The 22,354-nt window shown below is 71.5% G+C and carries 21 protein-coding genes; 3 read left to right on the top strand and 18 right to left on the bottom strand.

The features are described 5' to 3' along the window. Positions 1-4: 4 nt before the first annotated feature. The 14 genes from WMF44_RS24635 to WMF44_RS24570 form a co-directional block, all read right to left on the bottom strand. Positions 5-811: a ferritin-like domain-containing protein gene (locus tag WMF44_RS24635; RefSeq protein ID WP_437292475.1), complete on the bottom strand. Its 807-nt coding sequence runs from the start codon at positions 809-811 to the stop codon at positions 5-7. Positions 812-881: 70 nt separating this feature from the next. Continuing rightward, positions 882-1,919, bottom strand: a complete 1,038-nt coding sequence (locus WMF44_RS24630) for a hypothetical protein (protein ID WP_437292474.1) — start codon at positions 1,917-1,919, stop codon at positions 882-884. Between the two features lie 309 nt (positions 1,920-2,228). Next, entirely contained in the window at positions 2,229-2,561 is a 333-nt protein-coding gene (locus tag WMF44_RS24625) for a cytochrome C oxidase subunit IV family protein (protein ID WP_437292473.1), read from the bottom strand. A 26-nt stretch (positions 2,562-2,587) separates the two neighbouring features. Next, positions 2,588-3,250 carry a cytochrome c oxidase subunit 3 gene (locus tag WMF44_RS24620; protein WP_437292472.1) on the bottom strand — a complete coding sequence of 221 codons (663 nt, stop codon included), beginning with the start codon at positions 3,248-3,250 and terminating at the stop codon, positions 2,588-2,590. Then, a complete protein-coding gene (locus WMF44_RS24615) occupies positions 3,225-4,883 on the bottom strand; it encodes a cytochrome c oxidase subunit I (RefSeq protein WP_437292471.1) in 1,659 nt (552 codons plus the stop codon). The genes WMF44_RS24620 and WMF44_RS24615 overlap by 26 nt, the downstream gene beginning before the upstream one ends. Continuing rightward, a complete protein-coding gene (coxB, locus tag WMF44_RS24610) occupies positions 4,880-5,968 on the bottom strand; it encodes a cytochrome c oxidase subunit II (protein WP_437292470.1) in 1,089 nt (362 codons plus the stop codon). The genes WMF44_RS24615 and coxB overlap by 4 nt, the downstream gene beginning before the upstream one ends. Continuing rightward, complete coding sequence (locus WMF44_RS24605) at positions 5,965-6,801, bottom strand: SCO family protein (protein ID WP_437292469.1); 837 nt, start codon at positions 6,799-6,801, stop codon at positions 5,965-5,967. The genes coxB and WMF44_RS24605 overlap by 4 nt, the downstream gene beginning before the upstream one ends. Beyond that, entirely contained in the window at positions 6,801-7,193 is a 393-nt protein-coding gene (locus WMF44_RS24600) for a hypothetical protein (protein ID WP_437292468.1), read from the bottom strand. Before WMF44_RS24600 ends, WMF44_RS24605 begins: the two co-directional genes overlap by 1 nt. Further along, a complete protein-coding gene (locus WMF44_RS24595) occupies positions 7,190-8,377 on the bottom strand; it encodes a hypothetical protein (RefSeq protein ID WP_437292467.1) in 1,188 nt (395 codons plus the stop codon). Before WMF44_RS24595 ends, WMF44_RS24600 begins: the two co-directional genes overlap by 4 nt. Next, positions 8,374-9,006 (bottom strand): c-type cytochrome, encoded by a 633-nt coding sequence (locus tag WMF44_RS24590; protein WP_437292466.1) that lies wholly within the window; start codon positions 9,004-9,006, stop codon positions 8,374-8,376. Before WMF44_RS24590 ends, WMF44_RS24595 begins: the two co-directional genes overlap by 4 nt. After that, positions 9,003-9,545: a DUF3341 domain-containing protein gene (locus WMF44_RS24585; protein WP_437292465.1), complete on the bottom strand. Its 543-nt coding sequence runs from the start codon at positions 9,543-9,545 to the stop codon at positions 9,003-9,005. Before WMF44_RS24585 ends, WMF44_RS24590 begins: the two co-directional genes overlap by 4 nt. Before the next feature lies 1 nt (position 9,546). Further along, positions 9,547-10,893 (bottom strand): NrfD/PsrC family molybdoenzyme membrane anchor subunit, encoded by a 1,347-nt coding sequence (gene nrfD, locus WMF44_RS24580; protein WP_437292464.1) that lies wholly within the window; start codon positions 10,891-10,893, stop codon positions 9,547-9,549. Further along, complete coding sequence (locus tag WMF44_RS24575) at positions 10,890-13,925, bottom strand: TAT-variant-translocated molybdopterin oxidoreductase (protein WP_437292463.1); 3,036 nt, start codon at positions 13,923-13,925, stop codon at positions 10,890-10,892. Before WMF44_RS24575 ends, nrfD begins: the two co-directional genes overlap by 4 nt. A gap of 155 nt (positions 13,926-14,080) precedes the next feature. Then, positions 14,081-14,731, bottom strand: coding sequence for a cytochrome c3 family protein (locus WMF44_RS24570; protein ID WP_437292462.1), 651 nt, complete (start codon positions 14,729-14,731; stop codon positions 14,081-14,083). Positions 14,732-14,965: 234 nt separating this feature from the next. Between WMF44_RS24570 and WMF44_RS24565 the strand changes: the two genes are divergently transcribed. Continuing rightward, positions 14,966-16,390 carry a PQQ-dependent sugar dehydrogenase gene (locus WMF44_RS24565; RefSeq protein ID WP_437292461.1) on the top strand — a complete coding sequence of 475 codons (1,425 nt, stop codon included), beginning with the start codon at positions 14,966-14,968 and terminating at the stop codon, positions 16,388-16,390. 15 nt (positions 16,391-16,405) lie between these two features. On the opposite strand, the gene WMF44_RS24560 is transcribed toward WMF44_RS24565, so the two are convergent. Continuing rightward, positions 16,406-17,494, bottom strand: a complete 1,089-nt coding sequence (locus WMF44_RS24560; protein WP_437292460.1) for a hypothetical protein — start codon at positions 17,492-17,494, stop codon at positions 16,406-16,408. A 10-nt stretch (positions 17,495-17,504) separates the two neighbouring features. Beyond that, positions 17,505-18,995: a serine/threonine-protein kinase gene (locus tag WMF44_RS24555; RefSeq protein WP_437292459.1), complete on the bottom strand. Its 1,491-nt coding sequence runs from the start codon at positions 18,993-18,995 to the stop codon at positions 17,505-17,507. 290 nt (positions 18,996-19,285) lie between these two features. On the opposite strand from WMF44_RS24555, the gene WMF44_RS24550 reads away from it, so the two are divergent. Beyond that, complete coding sequence (locus tag WMF44_RS24550) at positions 19,286-19,909, top strand: TetR/AcrR family transcriptional regulator (protein WP_437292458.1); 624 nt, start codon at positions 19,286-19,288, stop codon at positions 19,907-19,909. A gap of 10 nt (positions 19,910-19,919) precedes the next feature. On the opposite strand, the gene gcvA is transcribed toward WMF44_RS24550, so the two are convergent. Then, positions 19,920-20,855, bottom strand: a complete 936-nt coding sequence (gene gcvA / locus WMF44_RS24545) for a transcriptional regulator GcvA (RefSeq protein WP_437292457.1) — start codon at positions 20,853-20,855, stop codon at positions 19,920-19,922. Between the two features lie 69 nt (positions 20,856-20,924). On the opposite strand from gcvA, the gene WMF44_RS24540 reads away from it, so the two are divergent. Then, on the top strand, positions 20,925-21,575 hold the full coding sequence (locus WMF44_RS24540; protein WP_437292456.1) for a glutathione S-transferase family protein: 651 nt from the start codon (positions 20,925-20,927) through the stop codon (positions 21,573-21,575). A gap of 157 nt (positions 21,576-21,732) precedes the next feature. Here WMF44_RS24540 and WMF44_RS24535 read toward each other — a convergent pair whose 3' ends face one another. Continuing rightward, on the bottom strand, positions 21,733-22,275 hold the full coding sequence (locus WMF44_RS24535) for a hypothetical protein (RefSeq protein WP_437292455.1): 543 nt from the start codon (positions 22,273-22,275) through the stop codon (positions 21,733-21,735). Positions 22,276-22,354 lie beyond the last annotated feature (79 nt).

Below are 22,354 nucleotides of genomic sequence, written 5' to 3'. Positions count from 1 at the left end.
CGGCTCAGGGGGGCGCGGCGGACCTGTCCGGCGCTGTCGCCGCGCGCCACGCGGCGACAGCGTCGAGGCCGTGCTCGCCGAAGCGAGGCGCGTAGTCCCGCTCCACGGCGCGCTCGAGGATCTCGCCGTACCGCGCGGGCGGCATCAGGCCCCAGGCGCGGTCGTCGTCGGACATCGCCGCGCGCCTCGCGCCGCCAGGGGGCATGTAGCTCCTGCGAAGCCGCGTGAACATGGCGTGGAGCTCGCGCTCGACCAGCTGCCGCACGGCCGGCGCGCACGGCTGCTCGAGCAGGTAACGGAGCAGCGTCCAGCCGAAGTCGCGGTGCCGCACCTCGTCGCGCAGGATGCGATCGAGCGCCCGGCGCGCGACAGGCACGGTGCACCCCTCGCGGAGCACCTTGAAGAGCGGGACCGCGACCGTCTCCCCCAGGCAGAACACCTCCACGCCCGCCCGGGCGACGGACATCTCGAGCGGCTCGTCTCCGCTGCTCCTGAGCCCGAGCGTCTCGCGGCGGAGCGCCGGCAAGGCGCCGCCGCCCGCGCGGGCGTGGACGCGATGGCTGAGGCGCGCGTGCGCGAGCTCGTCCTTGACGATGCGGAGGCCGTCGTCGATGAGATCCGGCGACGCGCCCATCTGGATCAGCCAGAGCGTGAGGTGCTGCGTGATCGCCGCCGAGCGGTACTCGGCCTCGACGCGCCGCCCCCACTCGGCGCGCACCGCGTCGCTCGCGGGAGGGAGGGGGGCGCGCTGCCCGCGCGGCGCCTCCGCGTCAGCGTCGCTGTCCTGCTCTGCGTCGGAGGCGTCCGTCATGGGATCACGCTAGGCGGGGAGTCCGGGGGCGGCAAGACGGGAGACGGGCGCTCGCCGCCCCTGGACGAGCTCACGGCGACGCGCTCGGGCGCCCGCCAGGCGGCGCGCACACCTGGATGGTCGAGCCGCACGCGTCACAGGCCTGCTTGTAACAGGGGTTGATGACGAGCTCCTGGCAGCGCGTCCCGCCCGGACACGCCTCGTCGACCTCGCAACCCTGGCTCGGGAAGCAGCCTGCCTCGGCCAGCACGGGTGTCGTCGACGCGTCGCCGCAGCCCGGCGTGAGCCAGCGACACGCCGGCCCGAGGTTTTCGCACGCGTCCTCGGTGGCGGCGTTGAGACAGACGGCGGGGGGCGGCGGGTTGCAGAAGACCTCGGCCACCTGCCAGCTCCAGGTGTCCTTCTGCTGAACGCACATGGCCTGGGTCGGCATCGGGCCGCAGCCGGTCATCATCTCGTAGGGGCAGGGCCCGCTCGCCGCCGCGCAGGGATCCCCGTCCGTCGGCATCACCTCGGGACACACCGGCGCCGGCGGGTTGCAAGCCGCCGAGATCGGTTCGGACCACGTGCCGTCGTCACCGCAGCTCACCACCGCAGGGCAACCGGTGGCGTCATAGTGGCAGGTCGTCCCGGGCTCCGCGCAGGCGCCGCCGGCCTTCGGCACCTCCACGGGGCACTCCGGCGGCGGCGGGTTGCAGGCCGGCGAGATCGGCTCGGACCACGTGCCGTCGTCACCGCACGTCACCACCGAGGGGCAACCGGTGGTGTCATAGTGGCAGGTCTTCCCGCGCTCCTCGCAGGCGCTGCCGGCCTTCGGCACCTCCGCGGGGCACTCCGGCGGCGGCGGGTTGCAGGCCACCGTGGGTCCCTCAATCCACTCCCCGCTCACACACGTGCTGTCGATCGGGAGGCCGCACGACTCCTTACCATAGTTGCACGTGAGGCCGTCGTCCTCGCAGCTCGAGCCGACCTCCGGCGCCGACTCGGGACAGCTGCCGCTCGTCACCGTGGGATTGCACCCCGGCAGGGCCACCGCGCCCGCGAGCGAGGCCGCCGCGGCGACGGTCACGATGAACGGCGCCTTCAGCACCTTTCGCTTCTTCTGCATGGCCATGGTTCGATCCGTCCTTTCGTTTGGCACAGGTTGGCGCAAGGTTCCGTTCTCGCGCGCTCCACGGCTGGTCGAGCAAGCGAGGTGCCAGGGCGATCCATGGCGGGCCCGGAGGCGAGGTTTGTCAGCAGGAAAGGAAAATGACGTTCCGGGTGTGTGTTTTCACAACGCTCGTGGGAGCCCGCGAGCGCTCTCGCGCTCGGGCCATGAGCCGATTCAGCGGCAGGCGCTGATGCGACGGCGGCCCGCTACGGCCCCCGCCGGCGGGCGCGCTCGCGCGACGGACGGATCACCGGGGCGCGGCCGTCATCGAGGCGTGGCCGCGGGCGGCCGGGGCAGCGGGGTCGGCCGCTGCATGATCGCCTGGCGGCTCGTCACGTCGCTGAGCATCAGCGTGAGCATCAGGCCGACGAGGAGCGCCGCCACGATCATGGGGAGGGCGTTCGTGAAGCGCTGCTCGATGAGGTGCATGAAGAAGAGCAGCACGAGCAGCGTCTTCACCGTGGCGATGAGCAGCGCCGCGACGACGTCGGCCGCGCCGAGGTGGGCCAGCGAGAGGAGGTACGACGCGAGCGTCAGCCCCATCAGGAGGAGCCAGACGATCACGTAGGTCCGCGAGGAGAGGTGCTTGACGGTCATGGGCGCAACGTGCCGTTAGCGGTGCATCAGTGCATCAGGTAGAGCATCGGCCAGAGGAATATCCAGATCACGTCGACCAGGTGCCAGTAGAGGCCGCCGAGCTCGATGTGCGTGTCGTTGCCCGCGCCGTACCGGCGCCGGAAGCACCCCCACGTGAGCCAGCCGAGGACCACGAGCCCCGCCGTGACGTGGATCGCATGGAGCCCGGTCGTCAGGAAATAGAGGGTGAAGAACATCTTCGCGCCGGCATACGGGAGCTCCTCGAAGCGGTAGGCCGCGCCGGGGAAGATCCCCTCGTGGAAGTGCTGGGTGTACTCGACGCCCTTCAGCGCGAGGAAGGCGAGGCCGAGCGCGATGGCGCCGAGCAGGAGGCGGCCGGCCATCGTGGGCCGGTCGAGGCGCACGGCGTAGACGCTCAGCGCGACGAGCAGGCTGCTCGTCAGGAGGATCGCGGTGTTCGCGGTCCCGATGACGGCGTTGTTGTGCGCGACGCCGGCGCTGAACTCGTGGCCGAAGACCGCGCGGTAGGAGGCGTAGAGGGCGAAGAGCCCGGCGAAGAGCAGGACCTCGCTGGCGAGGAAGATCCACATGCCGAAATGCGCGGCGTGGGTCTGCTTCTCGAGATCCTCGAACTGCATGGCCAGCCGCGCCGGCGCGAGCTGCTCAGCGGGCGGTTGAGACTCGGGCATGGGCTTCCTCTTCGGTCAGGTGGTAGTCGTACGGGCCGCGATCGATGACCGGCGTCACGGGGAAGTTGTGCTCCGGCGGGACGGGCGGCGTCATCCACTCGTAGCTCCGGGACCTCCATGGATTGGCGCTGGCGCGCGGCCCCCAGCGCAGGGCGATGAGGAGGTTCACCAGCGCGAGCACGAGCGCGCCCGCGAGCAGGTAGGCCCCGCCCGTCGAGAGGACGTTCAGCCACTGGTACTCCGCCGGATAGCTGTAATAGCGGCGCGGCATCCCGGCGTTGCCCGCCAGGAACTGGGGGAGGAACGTCAGGATGAACCCAAGGAACACCCCGAACGACGTGAGCAGCCCCATCGGCTCCGAGTAGGCGCGGCCGAACATCTTGGGGAACCAGTAGTGCGCCGCCGCGAGGAACGCGGTGAGCGTGCCGCCCACCATGATGAAATGGAAGTGGGCGACGACGAAATAGGTGTCGTGCCAGTGGACGTCGAGCGACTGCGTGGCCACGGCGACGCCCGTCATGCCGCCGAAGACGAAGAGGAACAGGAACCAGAAGAAATAGAGCATCGGGGTGTTGAACTGGATGGCCCCCTTGTGCAGCGTCGCCACCCAGGTGAAGACCTTGATGGCGGAGAAGATCGCGATGAACATCGAGAACGCGCCGAAGATCCCGGCGTCGAGCTCGCTCATCCCGGCCACGAACATGTGGTGCCCCCACCCCGCGAACCCGATCAACGCGATGCCGAACGACGAGAGGGCGATCGCCCAGTAGGACGCCGGCTGCCGCTGCGCGAAGGTGCAGACCACCTCGCTGATGACCCCGAGCGCCGGGAGCACCATGATGTAGACGGCAGGGTGGGAGTAGAACCAGAACAGGTGCTGGAACAGCACGGGATCGCCGCCGAGCGTCGGATCGAAGACGCCGAAATGGTAGATGTGGTCCAGCCCGACGAGCAGGATCGTCAGGCCGAGGACGGGCGTCGCGAGCAGCATGATGATGCTCGTGCTGTAGATGGCCCACACGAAGAGCGGCACGCGTCCCCAGCTGATCCCGCGGGCGCGCATCGTGTGGGTCGTGGCGATGAAGTTCACCGCCGTCATGATCGACGAGGCGCCGAGGATGAAGATGCCGATCACGACCGGGAGGACGCCCGCGGGCGTCGTCGTGCTGTACGGCGGGTAGAACGTCCAGCCGGTGTCGGCGCCCCCGGCGATCGTCGCCGCCAGCGTGATGACGGCGCCGATCGCGTAGACGTAGAGGCTCGCCAGGTTGAGGCGCGGGAAGGCGAGATCCTTGGCGCCGATCATGAGCGGGAGGACGAAGTTCCCGAAGATGTTCGGGATCGACGGGATCATGAAGAGCCAGACCATGACCACGCCGTGGAGCGTGAACATGCGGTTATAGACCGCCGCGCTGATCACGGTGGGCCCGGGGGTCAGGAGCTCGGTCCGGAGGACCAGCGCGAACGCGCCGCCGAGCAGGAGCATCAGCGCCACGAGCACGTAGAACATGATCCCGATGCGCTTGTGATCGGTCGTGAGCAGCCACGACCGCACGCCCGCGCCGGCGCGGAGATAATCGACCTCGTGCGCGCCGTGGACGGGCGCTGTCCCCTCGACCTCGTGGGCGATCATGGCGCTACCCCCTCCGGCGTGACGCTGCTCCCAGGGACCCCGCCGTCCCACGGCACGTCGGGGCCGTGAGGGACGTCGCGGATCGATTTCATGAGCTCGATGATCGCGGCGACGTCGGGCGGCGCGATCTGTCCGAGATAGGACGGCATGACCGGCGGGAACCCGCGGTGCAGCGCGGCGAGCGGATCCATGATCGACTCCGTGATGTAGGCCTCGTCGGCGGCGCGCTCGCCGCCGGACTCGAGCGGCACGACAGCGCGGTAGAGCCCGGCCCAGCTCGGGCCGACGTGCGGTGTTCCGTCGAGGGTGTGGCAGCGGAGACAGCCGTGCTTCGCGGCGGCGCGCTCGCCGCGGCTCGGCATCGTCGGCTCCGCCTCGGCGAGCTCGTTCTCCGCCTCGGCGGCGGCCTCCTGCGCGAACGCCGGGGCGCTCGCCAGGCCGCCCGCGAGCCAGCGCTCGTAGTCGACCGGGTCGAGCGCGATCACCTGGCCGCGCATCTCGGAGTGGCTCGTGCCGCAGAACTCCGTGCAGAGGATGGGGTAAGCGCCGGGCTCGTTCGCCTCGAACCAGGCCGTGGTGTACCGGCCAGGGATGACGTCCTGCTTGATGCGGAACGCGGGCACGTAGAAGCTGTGGATGACGTCGCGCGACGTCATGATGAGCCGGACCGGCCTGTGCGCGGGGACGTAGAGCACCGAGATCTCGCTGTCTCCCCCCGGATAACCGAACTTCCACATCCACTGCTTCCCCGTGACATAGACGTCGAGCGCGTCGTCCGGCGCCGTGCGCAGGTCGGCGAACTGGCGCGTGCCGATGGTCCAGAACGTGAGGAAGAGGAAGCCCAGCGCGAAGAGCGACACCGTCTCGAGGAAGAGCGCCGGCCGCGCGAACACCCCGGGGTGCGGCCGCGGCGTGTCCTGGAGCCGCCGGCGATAGCGGATCAGGAAATACCCGCCGATGAGCGTGATGAGGGCGGCGCCGCCCATCGTCACCAGGATGACGAAGTAGTGCAGCCCGTCGATCTCGCGGGCCAGCGAGGAGCGCTGCTCGGGCAAGAAGAGCAGCTGGCGCAAGAGTTCGTTCATCGCGCGCGCTCCTGTCTCCTGCGCCGCCGCCCTTGCCAGCCGAAGAAGGCGACCACCGCGGCGACCCAGGTCAGGATGGCGGCCCCGCCGAGCCTCAGGAAGCCGGCCACATAAGGGCCGTATCGGCGGCTCGCGGGGTCGTAGCGATAACACGTCATGAGCACGCGCTCGAGCGGGGTGCCTATCTGCCCCCGGCTCGCCTCGAGGAGCGAGAGGCGGAGATCGAGGGGGGAGAACTCGATGCCATAGAGGATCCGCGAGATGCGGCCCTCGGGCGTGAGGACGAAGACGGCGGCGGGGTGCGCGTACTGCTCCGTCCGGGGGTCGTACGCGAACCGGAAGCCGAGATCGCCGGCGAGCGCGCGGATCTCGGGCAGCGCGCCGGTCAGGAAGGGCCAGGTCTCCGGCGTCGGCGCGCCGGCCAGGCCGAGGGCCGACAGCGCGGCTGTCCTCTTCCGAGCCGCCGTGGCCGGGGTGTCCCGCGGATCGAAGCTCACCGTGAGCGCGCGGTAGTCCTCGCCCAGCCGGTAATCGAGCTTCGCCATGCCGGCGACCAGGCCGCGCAGCACGAGGCCGCAGAGCGTCGGGCAGCGGTAATAGGCGAGGACCAGGAGGACCGGCCGCCGCCCGTCGAAGTGCTCGGCGAGCGGGGCGCGCCGCCCGTCCATGTCGGTGAAGTGGAGCGCCGTGTCGATGGCGCTCCCGAGGCGCTCCTCGATGTCGGCCTCGCGCGCGGCGGGCGGGAGCGACGGCGGATCGGCGGCGGCCGCGATCGGCGCGCGCGCGAGCACGAGCGCGAGGAACGCCGTCGTGGACAGGTGTTGCATCCTCATCAGCGGCTCTCCTCCACGACGAGATTCATCGCGTCCTCGATCGGGATCTGCGCGAGCCCGCGGCTGCGGTCGACCCAGCCGAAGCGGCCGAGCTCCTCGCGCTTCCGGCGGTTCAGCGCCGTACCGACGCCCTCTTCGCCCATCTCCTCGCGCCGGAAGATGCGCTGATCCACCCCGGCCACCTCGCCGCGCGGCAGGGAGATCTCACGGCCGCGCTCGGCGCTCCTCCCCGCGGGGCGGAGCTCCGCCTCGCGCCCGCGCATGAGCATCCAGGCCCAGAGCCCCAGGACGATGAAGATCACGACGACGGCGAGCGCGACGGCGAGGATCGTCTTCCACTGGACGACATCCTCTTCCTGGTGCACGTCGGGGCGGCGATAGTTGGACGTCATACGCTCTCGTAGCGGAAGGCGGCCGGCAGCGCCGGGTCGTTGACGGGGACGAGCGGCTTGCCGCGCACCCGCAGCACGGTGAACGCGACGCACGAGCCGACCACGGCGAGGAGCGCCGCCGCGTCGAGCCAGTGGAATGGCGCGCGAGCGCCGGGCGCCTCGGGCGCGACGAGCCAGTGCATGTCGAGGTAATGCGCGACGAAGATCCAGGCGGCGACGGCCGACAGCCAGGCCGGGCGCCGCTTGATCCTGTAGTTGAGCAGGATCAGGAAGGGGATCACGAACCGCGTGAGCACGAGGATGAGAGACACGACCGCCCACGGGCCGTGGGAGCGGAGGACGTAGAACTCCACCTCTTCGGGCCTGTTCGCGATCCATATCAGCAGGAGCTGGAAGAACGCGGCGTAGGCCCAGAAGATGGTGAACGCGAGGAGGAGCCGGCCGAGCGCGTAGTAGTGCGACGCGTTCAGCCCGGGCAGGAGCCCGGCGCGCTCGGCGGCGAACGCGAGCACCGTGAGCAGCGCGATCGACGCGACGAAGCCGCCGGCGAACACGTAGACGGGGAACATCGTCGACACCCACGTCGGCGCGAGGGACATGAGCCAGTCGAAGGCCGCGAACGAGAGCGTGAGCGCGACGGGCGGGAGGCCGGCGACGCTGATCACGCGGAGACGCCGGCTGTCCGCGAGCGCCGGGGTCGCGTCGCCCTGGATCGAGCCGCGCCGGAGCAGGGCGCCGAAGACGAGCCACACCGTGAAGTAGATCCCCGTCCTCACGAGGAAGAAGGGGAGGTTCAGGTAAGGCGTCTTGTGGAGCACGATGGATCGGACGTGCTCGTCGGGGATCGACTCGGGGCGGAGCCACTCCCCGTAGAGCGCGCCGAGGCCGAACAGGAGCGGGACGAACAGCGCGCAGAGGAGCGGCAGCGTCCCGACGATCGCCTCCGCGAGGCGGCGGACGGCCACAGGCCATGTCGCGGCCATGGCGTGGCAGATCATGAGAAACAGGAGCGCCCCGACCGCCGTGGTCACGGCGAAGGCGTAGGCCGCGAGGTAGGCGTAGAAGAGCCGCTCCCGGTCCACGAACGCGCCGACGACGAGGAGCAGGGCGCCGAGGAGCGCGAGGCCGAGGGACCTCGACACGATCGCGCGGCCGCCCCGGAAGATGGGGAATCGCCGGTTCACTGGAGCTCCTTCCGGGCGCGCTCGCGGAGGGGCGGGGGGAGCGCGTCGAGCGCGGTGGCGCGGCTCTTCCCGAGTGCCTTCACATAGCCCACGATCGCCCAGCGCTCCATCAGCGGGACCTGCGTCTCGTACGAGCGCATGAGGCCGTAGCCCTCGACGATGACCCGGTAGATGCGGCCGGGCGGGAACGCCTGCACGCGCGGGTCGACGAGGGACGGCGGGCGCCGCAGCGTCATGTTGCGCGCGACCTCCGACTCGCCATCTCCGGCGACCCCGTGGCAGGCGGCGCAGTGGATCTCGAAGCGCTCCTTCCCGTACTGGAGCAGCTCGATGGTCACCGGGACCGGGATGCGCGCCACGTACGTTTCGCCCGTGAACCCGTGGGTGAGCCCGGGAGCGCCGGTCACGCGGTCGCTCGGCACGGCGCCCGCCGGCGGGTGGCGCATGGCCGAGCCGTCGTCGAAGAGGTCTGTCGGCTGGTAGGGCGCGAAGCGCCGCTGCCTGAGCATGCGCTCGAGATCCAAGAGGTCAGCGTCGCCGGGCTCGGCGTCGGCGGTGGTCACCGGCGTGCACGAGAGGCAGAGCGCCGCGGCCAGGCAGGAGAGCGAGAGGAGCCGTCCGCGCGTCATGAGCGCTCCTTTCCGTTCTTTCCGGCCCAGGCCACGGTGACGGCGCCGAGATCGGTGAGATCTCGCTCGGTGATGGGGCTGATGAGCGCTGGATCGCGGGCGTCGATGCCGACCCAGAACCGATCGATGGAGGCGCGCTCGAACCCGGGGACGTCGAACACAGGGTGCCAGAGCTCGGGCAGCCGCGAGAGGACGAGCAGCACGACGAACCCGGTGAGGGCGGCCGAGAGCACCATCATCTCGAAGGTGATCGGTATGAAGGCCAGGGCCGCGTGCGCGGGCCGCCCGCCCACGATGAGCGGGTAGTCGAACGCATTGCAGAACCACTGGACGAGGTAGCCGCCCGCGGTGCCCGCGAGCGCGAAGGGCAGGATGATCCAGTTGAGCGGCGAGCGGCGGAGCCCGAGCGCCTCGTCGATGCCGTGGATCGGGTACGGCGTGAACGCGTCGAGCCGCCGGTATCCCCGGCTCCTGAGCTCCGCGATCGCCCGGAGCATCGCCTCGGGCGTCTCGAACTCGGCGAGCAATCCTCTCCTCATCTCAGTGATCCTCCTTGTGGCTGAGCTCGTGGTTCAGCTCCTTGACCTCGGCCACGGGGATGAACGGGAAGAGGCGGAGGAAGATCAGGACGAGCAGCAGGAAGAAGCAGATCGTCCCGATGAACATCGAGATATCGACGAACGTCGGGTGGTAGGCGTGCCACGCCGACGGGATGAACTCGCGCTGCAGCCCCATGACGATGATCACGAACCGCTCGGACCACATCCCGACGTTCACGAGGATCGAGATGACCCAGAGCAAGGGCATGTTCCTCCGGACCCGCGGGAACCAGAGCAGCTGGGGGACGAGCACGTTGCAGATCATCTGCGCCCAGAAGATCGCGGCGTTCGGCCCGGCGGGGCGCGCGACGAAGAACTGGTGGATCTCGTACGCCGATCCGCTGTACCAGGCGGCGAAGAGCTCGATGATGTACGCGTAGATGACGATCCAGGCGGTGACGAGCGCCAGCTTGCTCAGGTTGTCGATGTGGCGCTGGGTGACGACGTTCCCCAGGTGGAAGATGCGGCGCGCCGGGATGAGCAGCGTCAGCACCATCGCGAACCCGGAGAAGATGGCCCCGGCGACGAAGAACGGGGGGAAGATGGTCGAGTGCCAGCCCGGGACGAGCGCCATCGCGAAATCGGTGCTCACGATCGAGTGCACCGAGAGCACGAGCGGCGTCGCGAGCCCGGCGAGCAACCCGTAGAGGAGCCGGTAGTGACGGAAGGTGGCGGCGGAGCCGCGCCAGCCGAGCGACAGGACGCCGTAGACGACCCGGCGGAGGCGGTTCGGAGCCCGGTCGCGGAGGGCCGCGAAGTCGGGGACGAGCCCGATGTACCAGAAGACGAGAGAGACAGTGAAGTACGTGAACACGGCCGCGGCGTCCCACGGCAGCGCGCTCTTGAACTGGGGCCATACCCTCAGGGTCGCGGGGTAGGGGACGAGCCAGTAGGCGAACCACGGCCGGCCGAGGTGCAGGAGCGGAAAGAGGCCCGCCTGGACGACGGCGAAGAGGGTCATCGCCTCCGCGAACCGGTTGATGCTCGTGCGCCAGCGCTGCTCCAGGAGGAGCAGGATCGCGGAGATGAACGTCCCCGCGTGGCCGATGCCGATCCAGAACACGAAGTTGATGATCCCGAACGCCCAGCCCACCGGGATGTTGTTTCCCCAGACACCGATGCCGGTGGTGACGGTGTAGAGGACGGCGAGCGCGAGCACGACCGTCCCGGCGCCGGTCAGGGCGAACGCCGCCCACCACAGCCTGGACCGCGGCTTCCAGACGACCGACAGGAGCTCTTCGGAGAGCTGCTCGTCGGTCGGCCGGCCGAGGATGAGGGGCTCCGTCACGGCTCGTCGAGCTCCGGGTTCTTGTTGTCGACGCGCGCGAGGTACATGGTCCTCGGCCGGGTGCCCTGGTCGTGGAGCACCGCGTAGCTCCGCGGCTCGCCCCGCCACGCCACCATCGCTGTCTCTCCGTGCGCGAGGGAGCCGAACTGGATCGCCTGCGTCGGACAGGCCTGCTGGCACGCGGTGACGACCTCTCCGGGGCGGATCGCGCGGTCTTCCACCCGCGCGGCGATCTCCGCCCGGCGGATCCGCTGGACGCAATAGGTGCACTTCTCCATCACGCCGCGCTCCCGCACCGTCACGTCGGGGTTGCGCTGGAGCTTCGTGAGCCCCGTGTTGTACGCGCGGAGCTCGCCGTAATCGAACCAGTTGAAGCGGCGGACCTTGTACGGGCAGTTGTTCGAGCAGAACCGCGTCCCGACGCAGCGGTTGTACGTCATCTCGTTGAGCCCGTCGGGGCTGTGCGTCGTCGCGTTCACGGGACACACGTACTCGCACGGCGCCTTCTCGCAGTGCTGGCACAGCATGGGCTGGTGGACGACGGCCGGGGCGCTCGGGTCTCGCGGGTTGTCCACCACGTACGTGTCGATGCGGAGCCAGTGCATCTCGCGGCTGTTCAGGACCTCCTCCTTGCCCACCACGACGACGTTGTTCTCGGCCTGGCACGCGGCGACGCACGCGCTGCAGCCGGTGCAGATCGTGAGATCGATCGTCATGGCCCATTGGTCCTTCGGCGCCCCGGGGGGAGGCATCGGGGGCATGAGGGACGGCTGTGGCCCCTTGAGCGCCTCCGTGAAGCCGGGGTGCTCGCGGTAGACGGCGAGGGGGACCGAGAGCGCTATGGGGCGCCCCTCCAGGCTCCAGTGCCGCTGCGTCAGGGCGAGCTTGTGCTTCTGGTCCGGCCGCTTCGTCACCGAGACGCCTGCCGCGAAGAAGGGCGCGGCCGTGGTGCGGAGCCGGTACGCGTCGGACCCCACCCCCGCGGCGATCGACTCGGCGCCGCTGCGCCCGTAACCGAGCGAGAGCGACACCGTGCCGTCGGCGTGCCCCGGCGCGACGAGGACCGGTATCGACATCGTTCGCCCCCCGAGCTCGAGATCGACGACATCCTCGCTCTCGAGGCCGAGCGCCTTCGCCGTCGCCGGGCTGAGCAGCGCGGCGTTGTCCCAGGTGAGCTTGGTCATGGGATCGGGCAGCTCGAGGAGCCACGGGTTGTTGGCGAACCGGCCGTCATAGACGCTCGCGTCGGCCGAGAAGGCGACCTCGATGGCGTCCGCCTTCGGCGGGGCCGCCGCCACGAGCTGCGCGAGCGCCGCGGTCACCCCGTCGAGCCGCAGCTTGGCGTCCTCGCGCGGGGCCGCGGTGCCCTCGACGAGCCCGCGCCGGAGCGCGTCCTCCCAGAACGCATCGAAATCGGCGCCGCCCCGGCGCGCGGCCCAGGCGTCGCGCACGAGGTCGCGCGCGCTCTTCTGCGTCTCGCCCGCGAACACCGCGAGCACCTCGGCGGCGGTCCTGCCCTGGAAGAGCGGCTCGATGAGCGGCTGGATCAGCGAGCTCGTGCCGTCGTACGCGCGCGCGTCTCCCCAGGCCTCGAGATCGTGCGCGGCGGGAACGAACCAGTCGCAGCCCGCGGCGGTCTCGTCCTCGTAGAGCCCGAGGTAGACCCGGCTCGGGACGGAGGGGAGCCGCGCCGCGAGCTCGAGATCCGCGGGCGCCGTGTACACCACGTTGCTCTCGAGGAGCACGAGGGTATCGACGGCGCCGCGGCGGAGCTCCTCGGCGAGCGCCATGAGGTCCTGCTCGGCGGCGCCCGCCGTGATCAAGGTCCCCGCGGTGCTCCAGGCCGCGCGGTCGTTGCCGAGCGCCGCGTTCATGAGGTGCGCGAGCGCGTGCACCCCGGGAGGCTGCCGCTCCCCCGCGACGACGACGCTCGCCGCGCCCCCGCGCGCGAGGTCGCGCGCCACCGCCCGGGCGAAGCGCCTCTCCGCCTCGCTGACCCGCGCCCGGAGCGGATCGAGCGCGCCGAGCGCCTGGGGAGGCATGAGCCCCGGGCGAGCGCCCCCGCTCAGGAGCAGCTCGGCCGCGATCGCCGCGGCGATCGCCGGCACGTCGCTCGGCCGCTTGCGCAGGCGGTGATCGGCCATGCTCCCCGTCGGGGTCAGCCCGGGCTCGATCACATAGAGCCGGTTCATGGTGCCTGTCGGCGAGCCGATGCGCCTGCGCTCCGCGAACTGGCGCGAATACCGCACGCTGAACGGCATCGACGCGAGGAAGTCGGCGTCGAGCGCGAGGATGACGTCGGCTGTCCGGAAGTCGTACTGCGCCTGGAGCGGAGCGCCGAAGGCGAGCTCGGCCCCGCGCGCCGGGTGCGCCGACCGAGCGGGCGCGTGGAACGTGAACCGGGCCGCCGGATAGCGCGCCTTCACGCGGCCGATGAGGTCGAGGAGGAGCGGAGAGCCGGTGGGCCGAAGGACGAACCGGAGCCCGGCGCCGCGATCGCTCCGGGCGCCCTCGAACTGCTGGACGAACGCGCGCCACGTCGCCGGGGCCGCGCCGCGGCGCGCCGCGCGCGCGCGGTGCTGATCGTAGAGGCCGAGCACCGACGCTTGCTCGTAGACGCCGGTCGCGCCGAGGCTCGCCGGGTGCAGCGGATTGCCCTCGACCTTCGTCGGCCGCCCCTCGTGGCTCTCGACGAGGACGCCCGTCGCGAACCCGTCGAGATCCAGGCTGGTGGCGTAATACCGGAGCACGCCCGGCGTCACCTCGGGCGGCGTCGTCACGTAAGGGACGATGTTGTCCCCAGCCCTCGCTCTGCACCCGGACACGCCGGCGAGCGCCATGCTCGCGCCGAGGAGCTCGAGCCAGCGCCGCCGGCTCATCGTGGCCGGAGCGCCCGCGCCCGCCGGGAGCTCCCGCGCCGCGGCCTCGAGGAGCTCTGGTGACTCGAGGAGCTCCGCGAGGCTGCGCCAGTACGCTTTACCCGTCTTGCCGTCGAGCGCGGCGCTCCACGGGATCTGTTTCTGATCAGCCATCGTCCCTCTTCAGGTCATCGTTGGATCCGCGCCGCCGCCCTGACGGCGCTCCGCTGCTGGCCGCCCATGGCCCCTCGTCCTCTCGCGCTCTCGTAGGTGTCCTGGTCGCTCCTCGATGATCCCCTGTGTGTCGCTCCGTTCGCGCCCGCGCGCGCTCACCTGTGGCAGGCCGAGCAGTGGACGAGGTGCCGCACGCCGAGCTGCTGCGCGATCTGCCGGCCGATCCGCTCCGCGTCGGGGCCGGGGTCCCAGTCCATGTCCGTGATCGCGGAGAGCGGGCGGAGGTGGCGCTCCGGCGCCCTGTGGCACTCGAGGCACCAGCCCATCGTCATCGGCGTCACCTGGCGGACCTCGGGCATCTGATCCACGCGGCCGTGGCACGTCACGCAGCCGACGCCCTTGTTCACGTGGATCGCGTGGTTGAAATAGACGAAGTCGGGCACGTCGTTGACGCGGTTCCAGACGATCGGCGTGTCCGAGAAATAGCTGTTCCGGACGAGCTCGAGCTTGGGGCTCTGATTCCAGATCTGGCTGTGGCAGCCCATGCAGTCCGCTGTCGCCGGCATGCCCGCCGTGGCCGTCCGTTCGACCGTGTGATGGCAGAACCGGCACTCGATGGCGTCGTCCTGCACGTGGTGCCTGTGGTCGAACTGCACGGGCTGCTGCACGGGCAGGTGCCGCCCGGTGTTCCAGTCCGAGCGCACGTAGATCATCGGCGCTGACACGGCCGCCGCGCCGCCGAGGAGGACGGCGGCGATGGCGAGTCGGAAAGCGGTGTTGCTCCAGCGCGGAAAAACGGATGCCATGCTCTCGTGTGCTCGGCCTCGCTCGAAGTGCGGCGATGGGGCCAGCTCCATCGATATCGATGCGTGAATCGCGGGGCTCGTTTCGCGATCTCGCCACGCCCCGAACGCCGGCACAGGCGCGTCAGGGGGGGCCGCAGCGGCGCCGTCCGGCGTGCGCGCGGCGGGCGGGGCGCGCGGGTGCCTCCAACACCGTATCTCCGCCGCCCTGGGCTTCGATTACGATATCGTCCGACCATGAGGCCGTCGAGCTCAGCCCTGTCGCCCCTTCCGATCCTCGCGCTTTCTCTGGCGGTCGAGCTCGCGTTCATCGCCTGCTCGCGCGAGGAGTCGATCTCTCCGCTGCCGCCCGGCACGACCGGCGGGACCTCGTCGGCCGCAGCCGGCGGAGCAGGCGCGAGTGGGGGTGGCGGCAGCGGGGCTGGCGCGAGCGGCGCTGGCGGCAGCGGGGTGGGCGCGAGCGGTGCTGGCGGCAGCGGCGGCACCGGCGCTGGCGGCGGCGGCGGCGGTGAGCCCGCGGCGGGATTCAGCTGTGCGCCGCCGAGCGAGGACGAGGGCGCGCTGAAGCTCACGACGGTCGTCTCCGGCCTCGATCACCCGCTCCTCGTGAAATCCGCGCCGGGCGACCCCACGCGGCTCTTCCTCCTGACGCAGCCTGGTCAGATCCTCGTCCTCGACGACGGAGCGGCGGAGCCCAAGGTGTTTCTCGATATCCGGGATCGCGTCCTGTTCAATGACAACGGCGAGCGCGGTCTGCTCGGGCTCGCCTTCCATCCGGATTACGAGGACACCGGTCGCTTCTTCGTCCACTACACGGACAAGGCGACGGGCGGCAACGCGCTTGTGGTCGAGTTCGCGCGGGGAGAGGGACCGGACGTGGCCAGTCCAGACCCGGTGGCCACGTACCTCGAGGTCGTGGATCTACATCGGAACCACAACGGCGGTTCGCTCGAGTTCAGCCCGATCGACGGCTTCCTCTATCTCGGGCTCGGCGACGGCGGGGACAACAACGACGCCGGCCCCAACCATGCCGACATCGGCAATGGCCAGGCGCTCACGACGCTGCTCGGGAAGATCCTTCGCCTCGACGTCTCGACACACCCGTACGGCATCCCGGAAGGGAACATGACGGGCGAAGGCGTCCTGCCCGAGATCTGGGACTATGGCTTGCGGAACCCGTACCGCTTCAGCTTCGACGCGTGCACGGGCGATCTCTACATCGCGGACGTCGGTCACCGCCTCTGGGAAGAGATCAACATCGAGCCGGCCGGGCAGGGACGGAGGAACTACGGCTGGCGCCGGATGGAGGGCGCGCACTGCTTCATCCCCGCGGAGAGCTGCGATCTCGAGGGGACCATCACGCTCCCTGCCGTCGAGTACGGCCACGCCGGGCGGGTCATCGAGGATTGCTCGGTCACCGGCGGCTACGTCTACCGGGGCAGCAGGATCCCGTGGCTCCGGGGGAGCTACTTCTACGGTGATTACTGCAGCGGCAGGGTCTGGACGCTCACCTATGAGGGCGGGGTGGCCTCCGCGCCCGTCGACCGGACGGACGATCTCGGGTCGTTCGGCTACAGCATCGCCAGCTTCGGGCAGGACGGCGCCGGCGAGGTCTACGTGGTCGATCTCGGCGGCGCCGTGTACCGCATCGATCCGGAATGAGCGCTCGCGGCCCCCTCACATGGACCAGCGGAGCCCGGCGTAGCGCGGGCCGATGACGAGCTCGGGCGGCGGCGCCGGCGTGGAGGCAGCCTGCTTCTCGGGCTGCACCGGCACCTTGCGGCCGCCGACGATGGCGAGCGGGATGCCGACGCCGGCGAGGACGAGCCCGCCGACGACGAGCCCGACCCCGGCGCCTTCCGCGCCGTCCTCCTCGTAGCCCGCGTCATCGGAGAACGGGTCGCTGGAGGGGTCGTACTCGCAGCCGTCGCCGGAGCACGAGGGGGTGGAGGCGATCACAAGACCCCCGCCCAGGAGGGCGATGGTGCCGAGGCTCGTCAGGACGATGCCGGTGACCATCATCCCCTTGTTGCGGCGCTTGGTCAGCGGCGCGGCTGGGGGCGCCGGCGCGTGCGCGGCGACCGGCGCGAGCGGGGCGCCGCTCGGAGGGGGCGCGGCGGCGCCCGCAGGCGCGGCGGGGCCGCTCGGCGGGAGCGCTGCGTCGCGCGCCGGCGCACCCGCGGGCAGCGGCGGGATGGCCAGCGTCTCCGAGGCGCCCGCCCGGGTGAGCTCCATGGATCTCGCGAACGGCGCTCGGCCGGCGGCGGAGGCCTCGACCGTGTGCTTCCCGGGATCCACGGGCACCGGCGTGCCCCACTGCGCGCGCCCCACGAGGGCGCCGTCGCGCTTCACCTGGAGGTCGGCCGGGGAGTCGGCCGGCGCCGTGATCGTCAGCCGGATGAGCCGCGGCTCGAGCGCGGCGGCGCGCTGCCGCGCGACCTTCTCGCGCTCCAGCTGGCCGGCGGCCCTCGACGCGCCGGCCACCTCGAGGAACATCGACCAGGCGCTCGCCGTCCGGCCGATCTGCTCGTAGCAGGCAGCGAGGTTGAACTGCGTGCCGATCCCCGGGTCGAGCCGCTGGCTCTCCTCGAGCTTGGGGCACGCGTCGGCGTATTTGCCCTGGGCCATCAGCTGCTTGGCCGCGTCGAACAGGGCCTGCGCGGCCGCCGTGTCGGCCCTCGCGTCGCGGCCGCCCGAGAGGAGGGCGGCAAGGAACATCGCGAGCGCCAGCAGGCGCCCGAGGTGCTTCACGGGCAGGCTCGTCATGGTGGTGTCCTCACTTGCGATCGTCGAACAGGTTGCCGCCGGACGGCGCGGCGGCCGGGGCGGCGGGCGGCCGGGTGGCCGGAGCCTGCTGCGTGGCGTGCGTGGGGGCCGGAGGTCGCGGTGCGGCGCTCGGCCTGCGCGGCGCCGCGGGCTTGCCGCTGGCCGGCGCCGCGGGGGGCGCAGGGGCGATCTCGGCCGGGCCCGGCGCCGCCGTGCGGTCGTCCACCGGCGCGGGGGCCTCGGCGCCGCCGGGCGTGACGGTCGGTGAGAGCGACGCGGGCGCGGTCGCCGGCTGTGCCGCGGCGTCCGCCGGCGACGGCGCGGCCGAGGCGCTGGCGGCCGCCTCCGTCGCCGCGCCGTCGCCGCGCGAGCGGGACGTCAGGAACGCGAAGGCCGCGACCGCGGCGATCAGCGACACGAAGGCGCCGGCCGCGACGGCGAGCCCCACCGGCCGCTTTCGCGTCACGACCGTCCCGCTCCACGTCGGCGAGGTGTTGAGCGACGTGTTCACCACGGTCGGCGAGGTCACCCCGCTCGCCGAGGGGAGCTCCGGCCGCGGGGGCCCCGAGCTCCGCGAGATCCCGCTGATCCGGTCGACGGAGAGCCGGGCCCGCCCGGTCGCGAACGGCGCGAGCGCCTCCGCCAGCTCCCCGACGTGGCGGTAGCGCTGCTCCGGCAGCTTCTCCAGGCACTTGCGGATCACCGCCTCGAGCGCCGGGGGCACGTCGGAGCGGAACGCGGCGAGGGGGCTCGGGATCCCCTGCATGATCGCCACGCAGAGCTGCGGCATCGTCGCGCCGTCGAACGGCGGCGCGCCGGTGAGCAGCTCGAACAGGATGACGCCGAGCGACCAGATGTCGGTGCGCGCGTCGACGTCGCGCGAGGACTTGAGCTGCTCGGGCGACATGTAGAGCGGCGACCCCATGATGGCCTTCGTGTCGGTGATCCGCGGGTCGGAGCCGCCGGTCGCCACCTTCGAGATCCCGAAGTCGAGCACCTTCACGCACGGGGAGCTGTCCGCGCGCCGCGTGAGGAACAGGTTCGCCGGCTTGAGGTCGCGGTGGATGATGCCCGCGGCGTGCGCCTCGGCGAGCGCCTCGCAGGCCTGGAGGACGTACTCGACGGCCGCCTGCGGGGTCATCGGCCCGCCCGCGCGGAGCGCGTCGGCGAGGTCGCTGCCCGACAGGTACTCCATCACCATGTACGGCGTGCCGGAGTCGAGCGTCCCGACGTCGGTCACGCGCGCCACGTGCTCGCTCTTGACCTTCACCGCGGCGCGCGCCTCGCGCACGAAGCGCTCGGCGAGCGTGCGCGACTTCGCCGCCTCGGGCAGGAGCAGCTTGATCGCGACCCGCTCCTCCAGCTGGAGGTGGGTCGCGGCGACGACGACGCCCATCCCGCCGGCGCCGATCACCCGCTCGACGCGGTACTTCTCGGCGATGACCTGCCCCGGTCGCACCAGCCCTTCGGCTTCGTCGTGTGTCGGCGCGGTGCTCGTCATGGCTCGGTCCCCTCGCACGCCGGACCGTGGATCCCGTGAACAGCGCGATCTTCGCGGAAAATCCGGTGCAAAGCCAGCCCACGATAGCCGCCGGGCGTACGGCGATCAATCTCGGGGCTGGGCTCCGTCGCGCCGGCGCGGCCCGCGCGCCGTCGGGTTCGTGCGCCATCGCCAGCGGCCAGCGCGCGGCCCCGCCCGTGCCCGCGCGCCGTGGCGTCCCCATGGTCCCTGCCGGCCGCCCGCTAGGACGCTTCCCCCGGCCGTGAATCCGGGAGAACATCGCTCACCTCATGGAGCACGGTTACCCCGGCGGCGCCACTGAGCGGCGCCAGCGGATCCTCGAGGCGACGGAGCGGCTCCTCCGCCGGTACGGGCCTGCCAAGACCACCGTCGCCGATATCGCGCGCGAGGCGGAGATCGCGGTCGGCGCCGTGTACCTGGAGTTCGCCTCGAAGGACGCCATCGTCGAGGAGCTCTCCCAGGGCGAGCACCGCGCCGTCATGGCCGCGATGCGCGCCGCAGCGGCCAGGGACGACGTACCCTTTTGCGACCGGCTGCGGGCCGTGTTCGACGCCCGCGCGTGCGCCTTCCTGGAGCTCGCCGGCTCGGGCGCGCACGCGTGCGATCTCGTGCATTGCCAGAGCCGCGCCGTGAAGGCCGCCCACGCCCGCTTCCTCGACGAGGAGCGCGCGCTCCTCCGCGATCTCGTCGCGCGCGGCGCCGGCGCCGGCGAGCTCGACGCCGCCGACCCCGAGCTCACCGCGCGCGCCCTCCTGCGCGCCTATGCGAGCTTCGCTCCTCCGTGGCTGTTCCAGGGCTCCCGCGAGGAGGTCGAGGCGATGCTATGCGCGGTCCACCGGATCGTCCTTTATGGCCTCGTCGGCCGCGGGCCCGCCCGCGAGCCGGGGGGCTGACGCCGCGCCGTCAGCCGCCGGGTCTGCGCAGGCTCGCGGCCTCGGAGACGACCCAGTCCCTGAAGGCGGCGACCGGCTTGCGCCGCAGGCTCGCGCGCGTGGTCGTGAGGTAGTAAGCGAGGCCCGTCGGCAGCGCCGGGAGCCTGGGAAAGAGCAGCACCAGGCGGCCGAGCTCGAGCTCCGCGGCCGCGAGCGACCAGCGCGCGAGCGCCACCCCCTGACCGCGCACCGCCGCGTCCACCAGCATCGACGAGTCGGTGAGCTGGCTCTGGCGGACCCGGGCCGGCAGGCGGCGCGAGCGCTCGCGAAACCAGCGGCCCCAGGCGTCGGGGTGGTCGTCCCCGAGCAGCACCTCGTGGCTCAGGTCCTCGACGCGCCAGCGCGCGCGCTTGCTCGCGACGCTCGGCGCGGCGGCCACGATCAGGGCGTCGTCCGCCAGCTTGACGGTCAGGAGGCCCGGGTAGCTGCCGAGTCCATAACGAATGCCGATGTCCACCGGCTCTCTCGCGAGATCGACGAGGCGCTCGGTGGCGGAGATGCGCACGTCGACCTCCGGGTGGCTCACAAGGAACTGCCCGAGCCGCGGCACGAGCCAGCGCGCCCCGAACGACGGCGTGACGCTGACCGACACGGCGGGCCGCGCGTCCGCGGCGGGCCGCCGCAAGCGGGCGTTCGCCTCGCGCAGCCTGGCGAACACGACGCCCAGCTCCGCGGCCCAGCGCTCGCCGTCCTCCGTCAGGCTGATGCCGTGCGGCGCGCGGCGAAACAGCGCCGTCTCCAGCGTGTCCTCGAGGGCGCGGATCTGGTGGCTGACGGCGGCCTGGGTCACGCCCAGCTCGCGCGCCGCGCGGGTGACGCTCGAGTGGCGCGCCGCGGCCTCGAACGCCTGAAGGGCGGTGAGCGACGGCAGAGGCGGAGGGCGATCCCCCGGGGCGGGGCTGGTCATGAGAATTTCTCATGTACCATGGAAAACATTCGTTCGCTCGTCCAGGCGCGCCGCGGTATCCCGGGAGTCATGAAGCTCTACCGACTCCGATATAGCCCCTTCGCCCGCAAAGTTCAGATGCTGCTCGACCTCCTGGGCCGCCCGTACGAGCTGGTCGAGGTGCCGTACGATGATCGCGACGAGCTGGCCCGCGTGACCGGCGGCTACATCTACGTGCCGGTGCTGGTCGGCGACGACGGCCGGGTGACGGTCGAGTCGCGGCGGATCTGCGAGCTCCTGCTCGAGGACCCTGCCGCCCGGCGCTTGACGCTCGACGTCCTCGAGGGCCCGGTCTGGGCGTACGCGGACTTCTGCGACGGACCGCTGGAGGACGTGCTGTTTCGAGTCGCGTCGCCGCGCATCCGCGACGCCTGGGAGCGGCCGGGCCAGCGCGCCCTGTACACGCTGATCAAGGAGCGCAAGTTCGGCGCTGGCTGTATCGAGCAGTGGGAGCGCGACACCCCGGCGCTGCTCGAGCGCGCGAAAACCCTGCTCGCGCCGACCGTCCGGACGCTGAAGCGATCGCCGTTCCTGTTCGGCGAGGCCCCGAGCCTCGCGGACGCGGCGCTCTACGGCAACCTGGCGATGTTGTTCGAAGCGGACCGGGCGCTGCCCGGAGCGCTGGCGGTGGAGCTGCCGGGGTACATCTCCCGGCTCGAGCGGCTCATCCCGTCGCGGTGAGCCTGGGCTCGCCGCCGCGCTGATTGCCCCGCTTCGCGGAATTCACCAGTTCGGCGGTCAGGAGTCGGGCTGTGAGGTAGGCGCGCAGCTTCACGAGACGCACGATACGGCGCGCTTCGAGCTCAGCGCTCTGCGCGCCCGGAGAGCGCGCCGCGGCTCAGGTGCAGACGCCCTCGACGCACGCGTTGCCGCCCGGGCAGTCGCAGTCCGCCTCGCAGGAGATGGCCGGCTCTGGCGGCGGCGCGCAATAGCCGCCTTCGCACGACTCGCCCTCGGCGCAATCGCACGAGGCCGCGCACGGCGTCTTGCAGATCCCCTCGACGCACGCGTCGCCGCTCGGGCAGTCGCACGCCGCCTCGCAGGCGATCGCTCCCCCTGAGGAGCTCCCGCCCGCGCCGCCGCTGCTCGCGCTGCTCTCGCCGCCGCCGCTCGCGCTGCTCTCGCCGCCGCCGCTCGCGCTGCTCTCGCCGCCGCCGCTCGCGCTGCTCTCGCCGCCGCTGCTTGCGCCTTCCTCACCGTCGTCGTCATCGGTGTCCTCGTCATGATCCGGGCGCTCGAAGTCGGGACCGTCGGGCGCGTCGATACAGTCGTCGTCCCAGTCGCAGTCCTCGCCAGTCTCGATGTAACAACCGACCGTCGTCATCGAGAAGAAGGACAAAGAGAGACCGAGACCCCACTCGAAGGCCGTGCGCATGCTCATATGTCATCACTCCTGATCAGCGATGGATCCAGGGCAGCGGCGCGGCGCGTCGGCGCGGCGCCCTCTGCCCACTCGGAGC

Origin of the sequence: Sorangium sp. So ce426 (genome assembly GCF_051475585.1) — a bacterium.
Classification (GTDB): Bacteria; Myxococcota_A; Polyangia; order Polyangiales; family Polyangiaceae; genus Sorangium; species Sorangium cellulosum_B.
The sequence above is the reverse complement of the archived record's forward strand: the minus strand, read 5'-3'. Positions and strand labels throughout refer to the sequence as shown.

Bases quoted from the DNA above. Each gene is read 5' to 3' on its own strand.
- WMF44_RS24630 (WP_437292474.1), bottom strand. From the start codon at position 1,919: ATGCAGAAGAAGCGAAAGGTGCTGAAGGCGCCGTTCATCGTGACCGTC.
- WMF44_RS24615 (WP_437292471.1), bottom strand. From the start codon at position 4,883: ATGATCGCCCACGAGGTCGAGGGGACAGCGCCCGTCCACGGCGCGCAC.
- WMF44_RS24540 (WP_437292456.1), top strand. From the start codon at position 20,925: ATGAAGCTCTACCGACTCCGATATAGCCCCTTCGCCCGCAAAGTTCAG.
- WMF44_RS24600 (WP_437292468.1), bottom strand. From the start codon at position 7,193: ATGACGTCCAACTATCGCCGCCCCGACGTGCACCAGGAAGAGGATGTC.
- WMF44_RS24635 (WP_437292475.1), bottom strand. From the start codon at position 811: ATGACGGACGCCTCCGACGCAGAGCAGGACAGCGACGCTGACGCGGAG.
- WMF44_RS24625 (WP_437292473.1), bottom strand. From the start codon at position 2,561: ATGACCGTCAAGCACCTCTCCTCGCGGACCTACGTGATCGTCTGGCTC.
- WMF44_RS24585 (WP_437292465.1), bottom strand. From the start codon at position 9,545: ATGAGGAGAGGATTGCTCGCCGAGTTCGAGACGCCCGAGGCGATGCTC.
- WMF44_RS24605 (WP_437292469.1), bottom strand. From the start codon at position 6,801: ATGAGGATGCAACACCTGTCCACGACGGCGTTCCTCGCGCTCGTGCTC.
- WMF44_RS24535 (WP_437292455.1), bottom strand. From the start codon at position 22,275: ATGAGCATGCGCACGGCCTTCGAGTGGGGTCTCGGTCTCTCTTTGTCC.
- WMF44_RS24575 (WP_437292463.1), bottom strand. From the start codon at position 13,925: ATGGCTGATCAGAAACAGATCCCGTGGAGCGCCGCGCTCGACGGCAAG.
- WMF44_RS24555 (WP_437292459.1), bottom strand. From the start codon at position 18,995: ATGACGAGCACCGCGCCGACACACGACGAAGCCGAAGGGCTGGTGCGA.
- WMF44_RS24560 (WP_437292460.1), bottom strand. From the start codon at position 17,494: ATGACGAGCCTGCCCGTGAAGCACCTCGGGCGCCTGCTGGCGCTCGCG.
- WMF44_RS24550 (WP_437292458.1), top strand. From the start codon at position 19,286: ATGGAGCACGGTTACCCCGGCGGCGCCACTGAGCGGCGCCAGCGGATC.
- WMF44_RS24570 (WP_437292462.1), bottom strand. From the start codon at position 14,731: ATGGCATCCGTTTTTCCGCGCTGGAGCAACACCGCTTTCCGACTCGCC.
- gcvA (WP_437292457.1), bottom strand. From the start codon at position 20,855: ATGACCAGCCCCGCCCCGGGGGATCGCCCTCCGCCTCTGCCGTCGCTC.
- coxB (WP_437292470.1), bottom strand. From the start codon at position 5,968: ATGAACGAACTCTTGCGCCAGCTGCTCTTCTTGCCCGAGCAGCGCTCC.
- WMF44_RS24620 (WP_437292472.1), bottom strand. From the start codon at position 3,250: ATGCCCGAGTCTCAACCGCCCGCTGAGCAGCTCGCGCCGGCGCGGCTG.
- WMF44_RS24565 (WP_437292461.1), top strand. From the start codon at position 14,966: ATGAGGCCGTCGAGCTCAGCCCTGTCGCCCCTTCCGATCCTCGCGCTT.
- WMF44_RS24590 (WP_437292466.1), bottom strand. From the start codon at position 9,006: ATGACGCGCGGACGGCTCCTCTCGCTCTCCTGCCTGGCCGCGGCGCTC.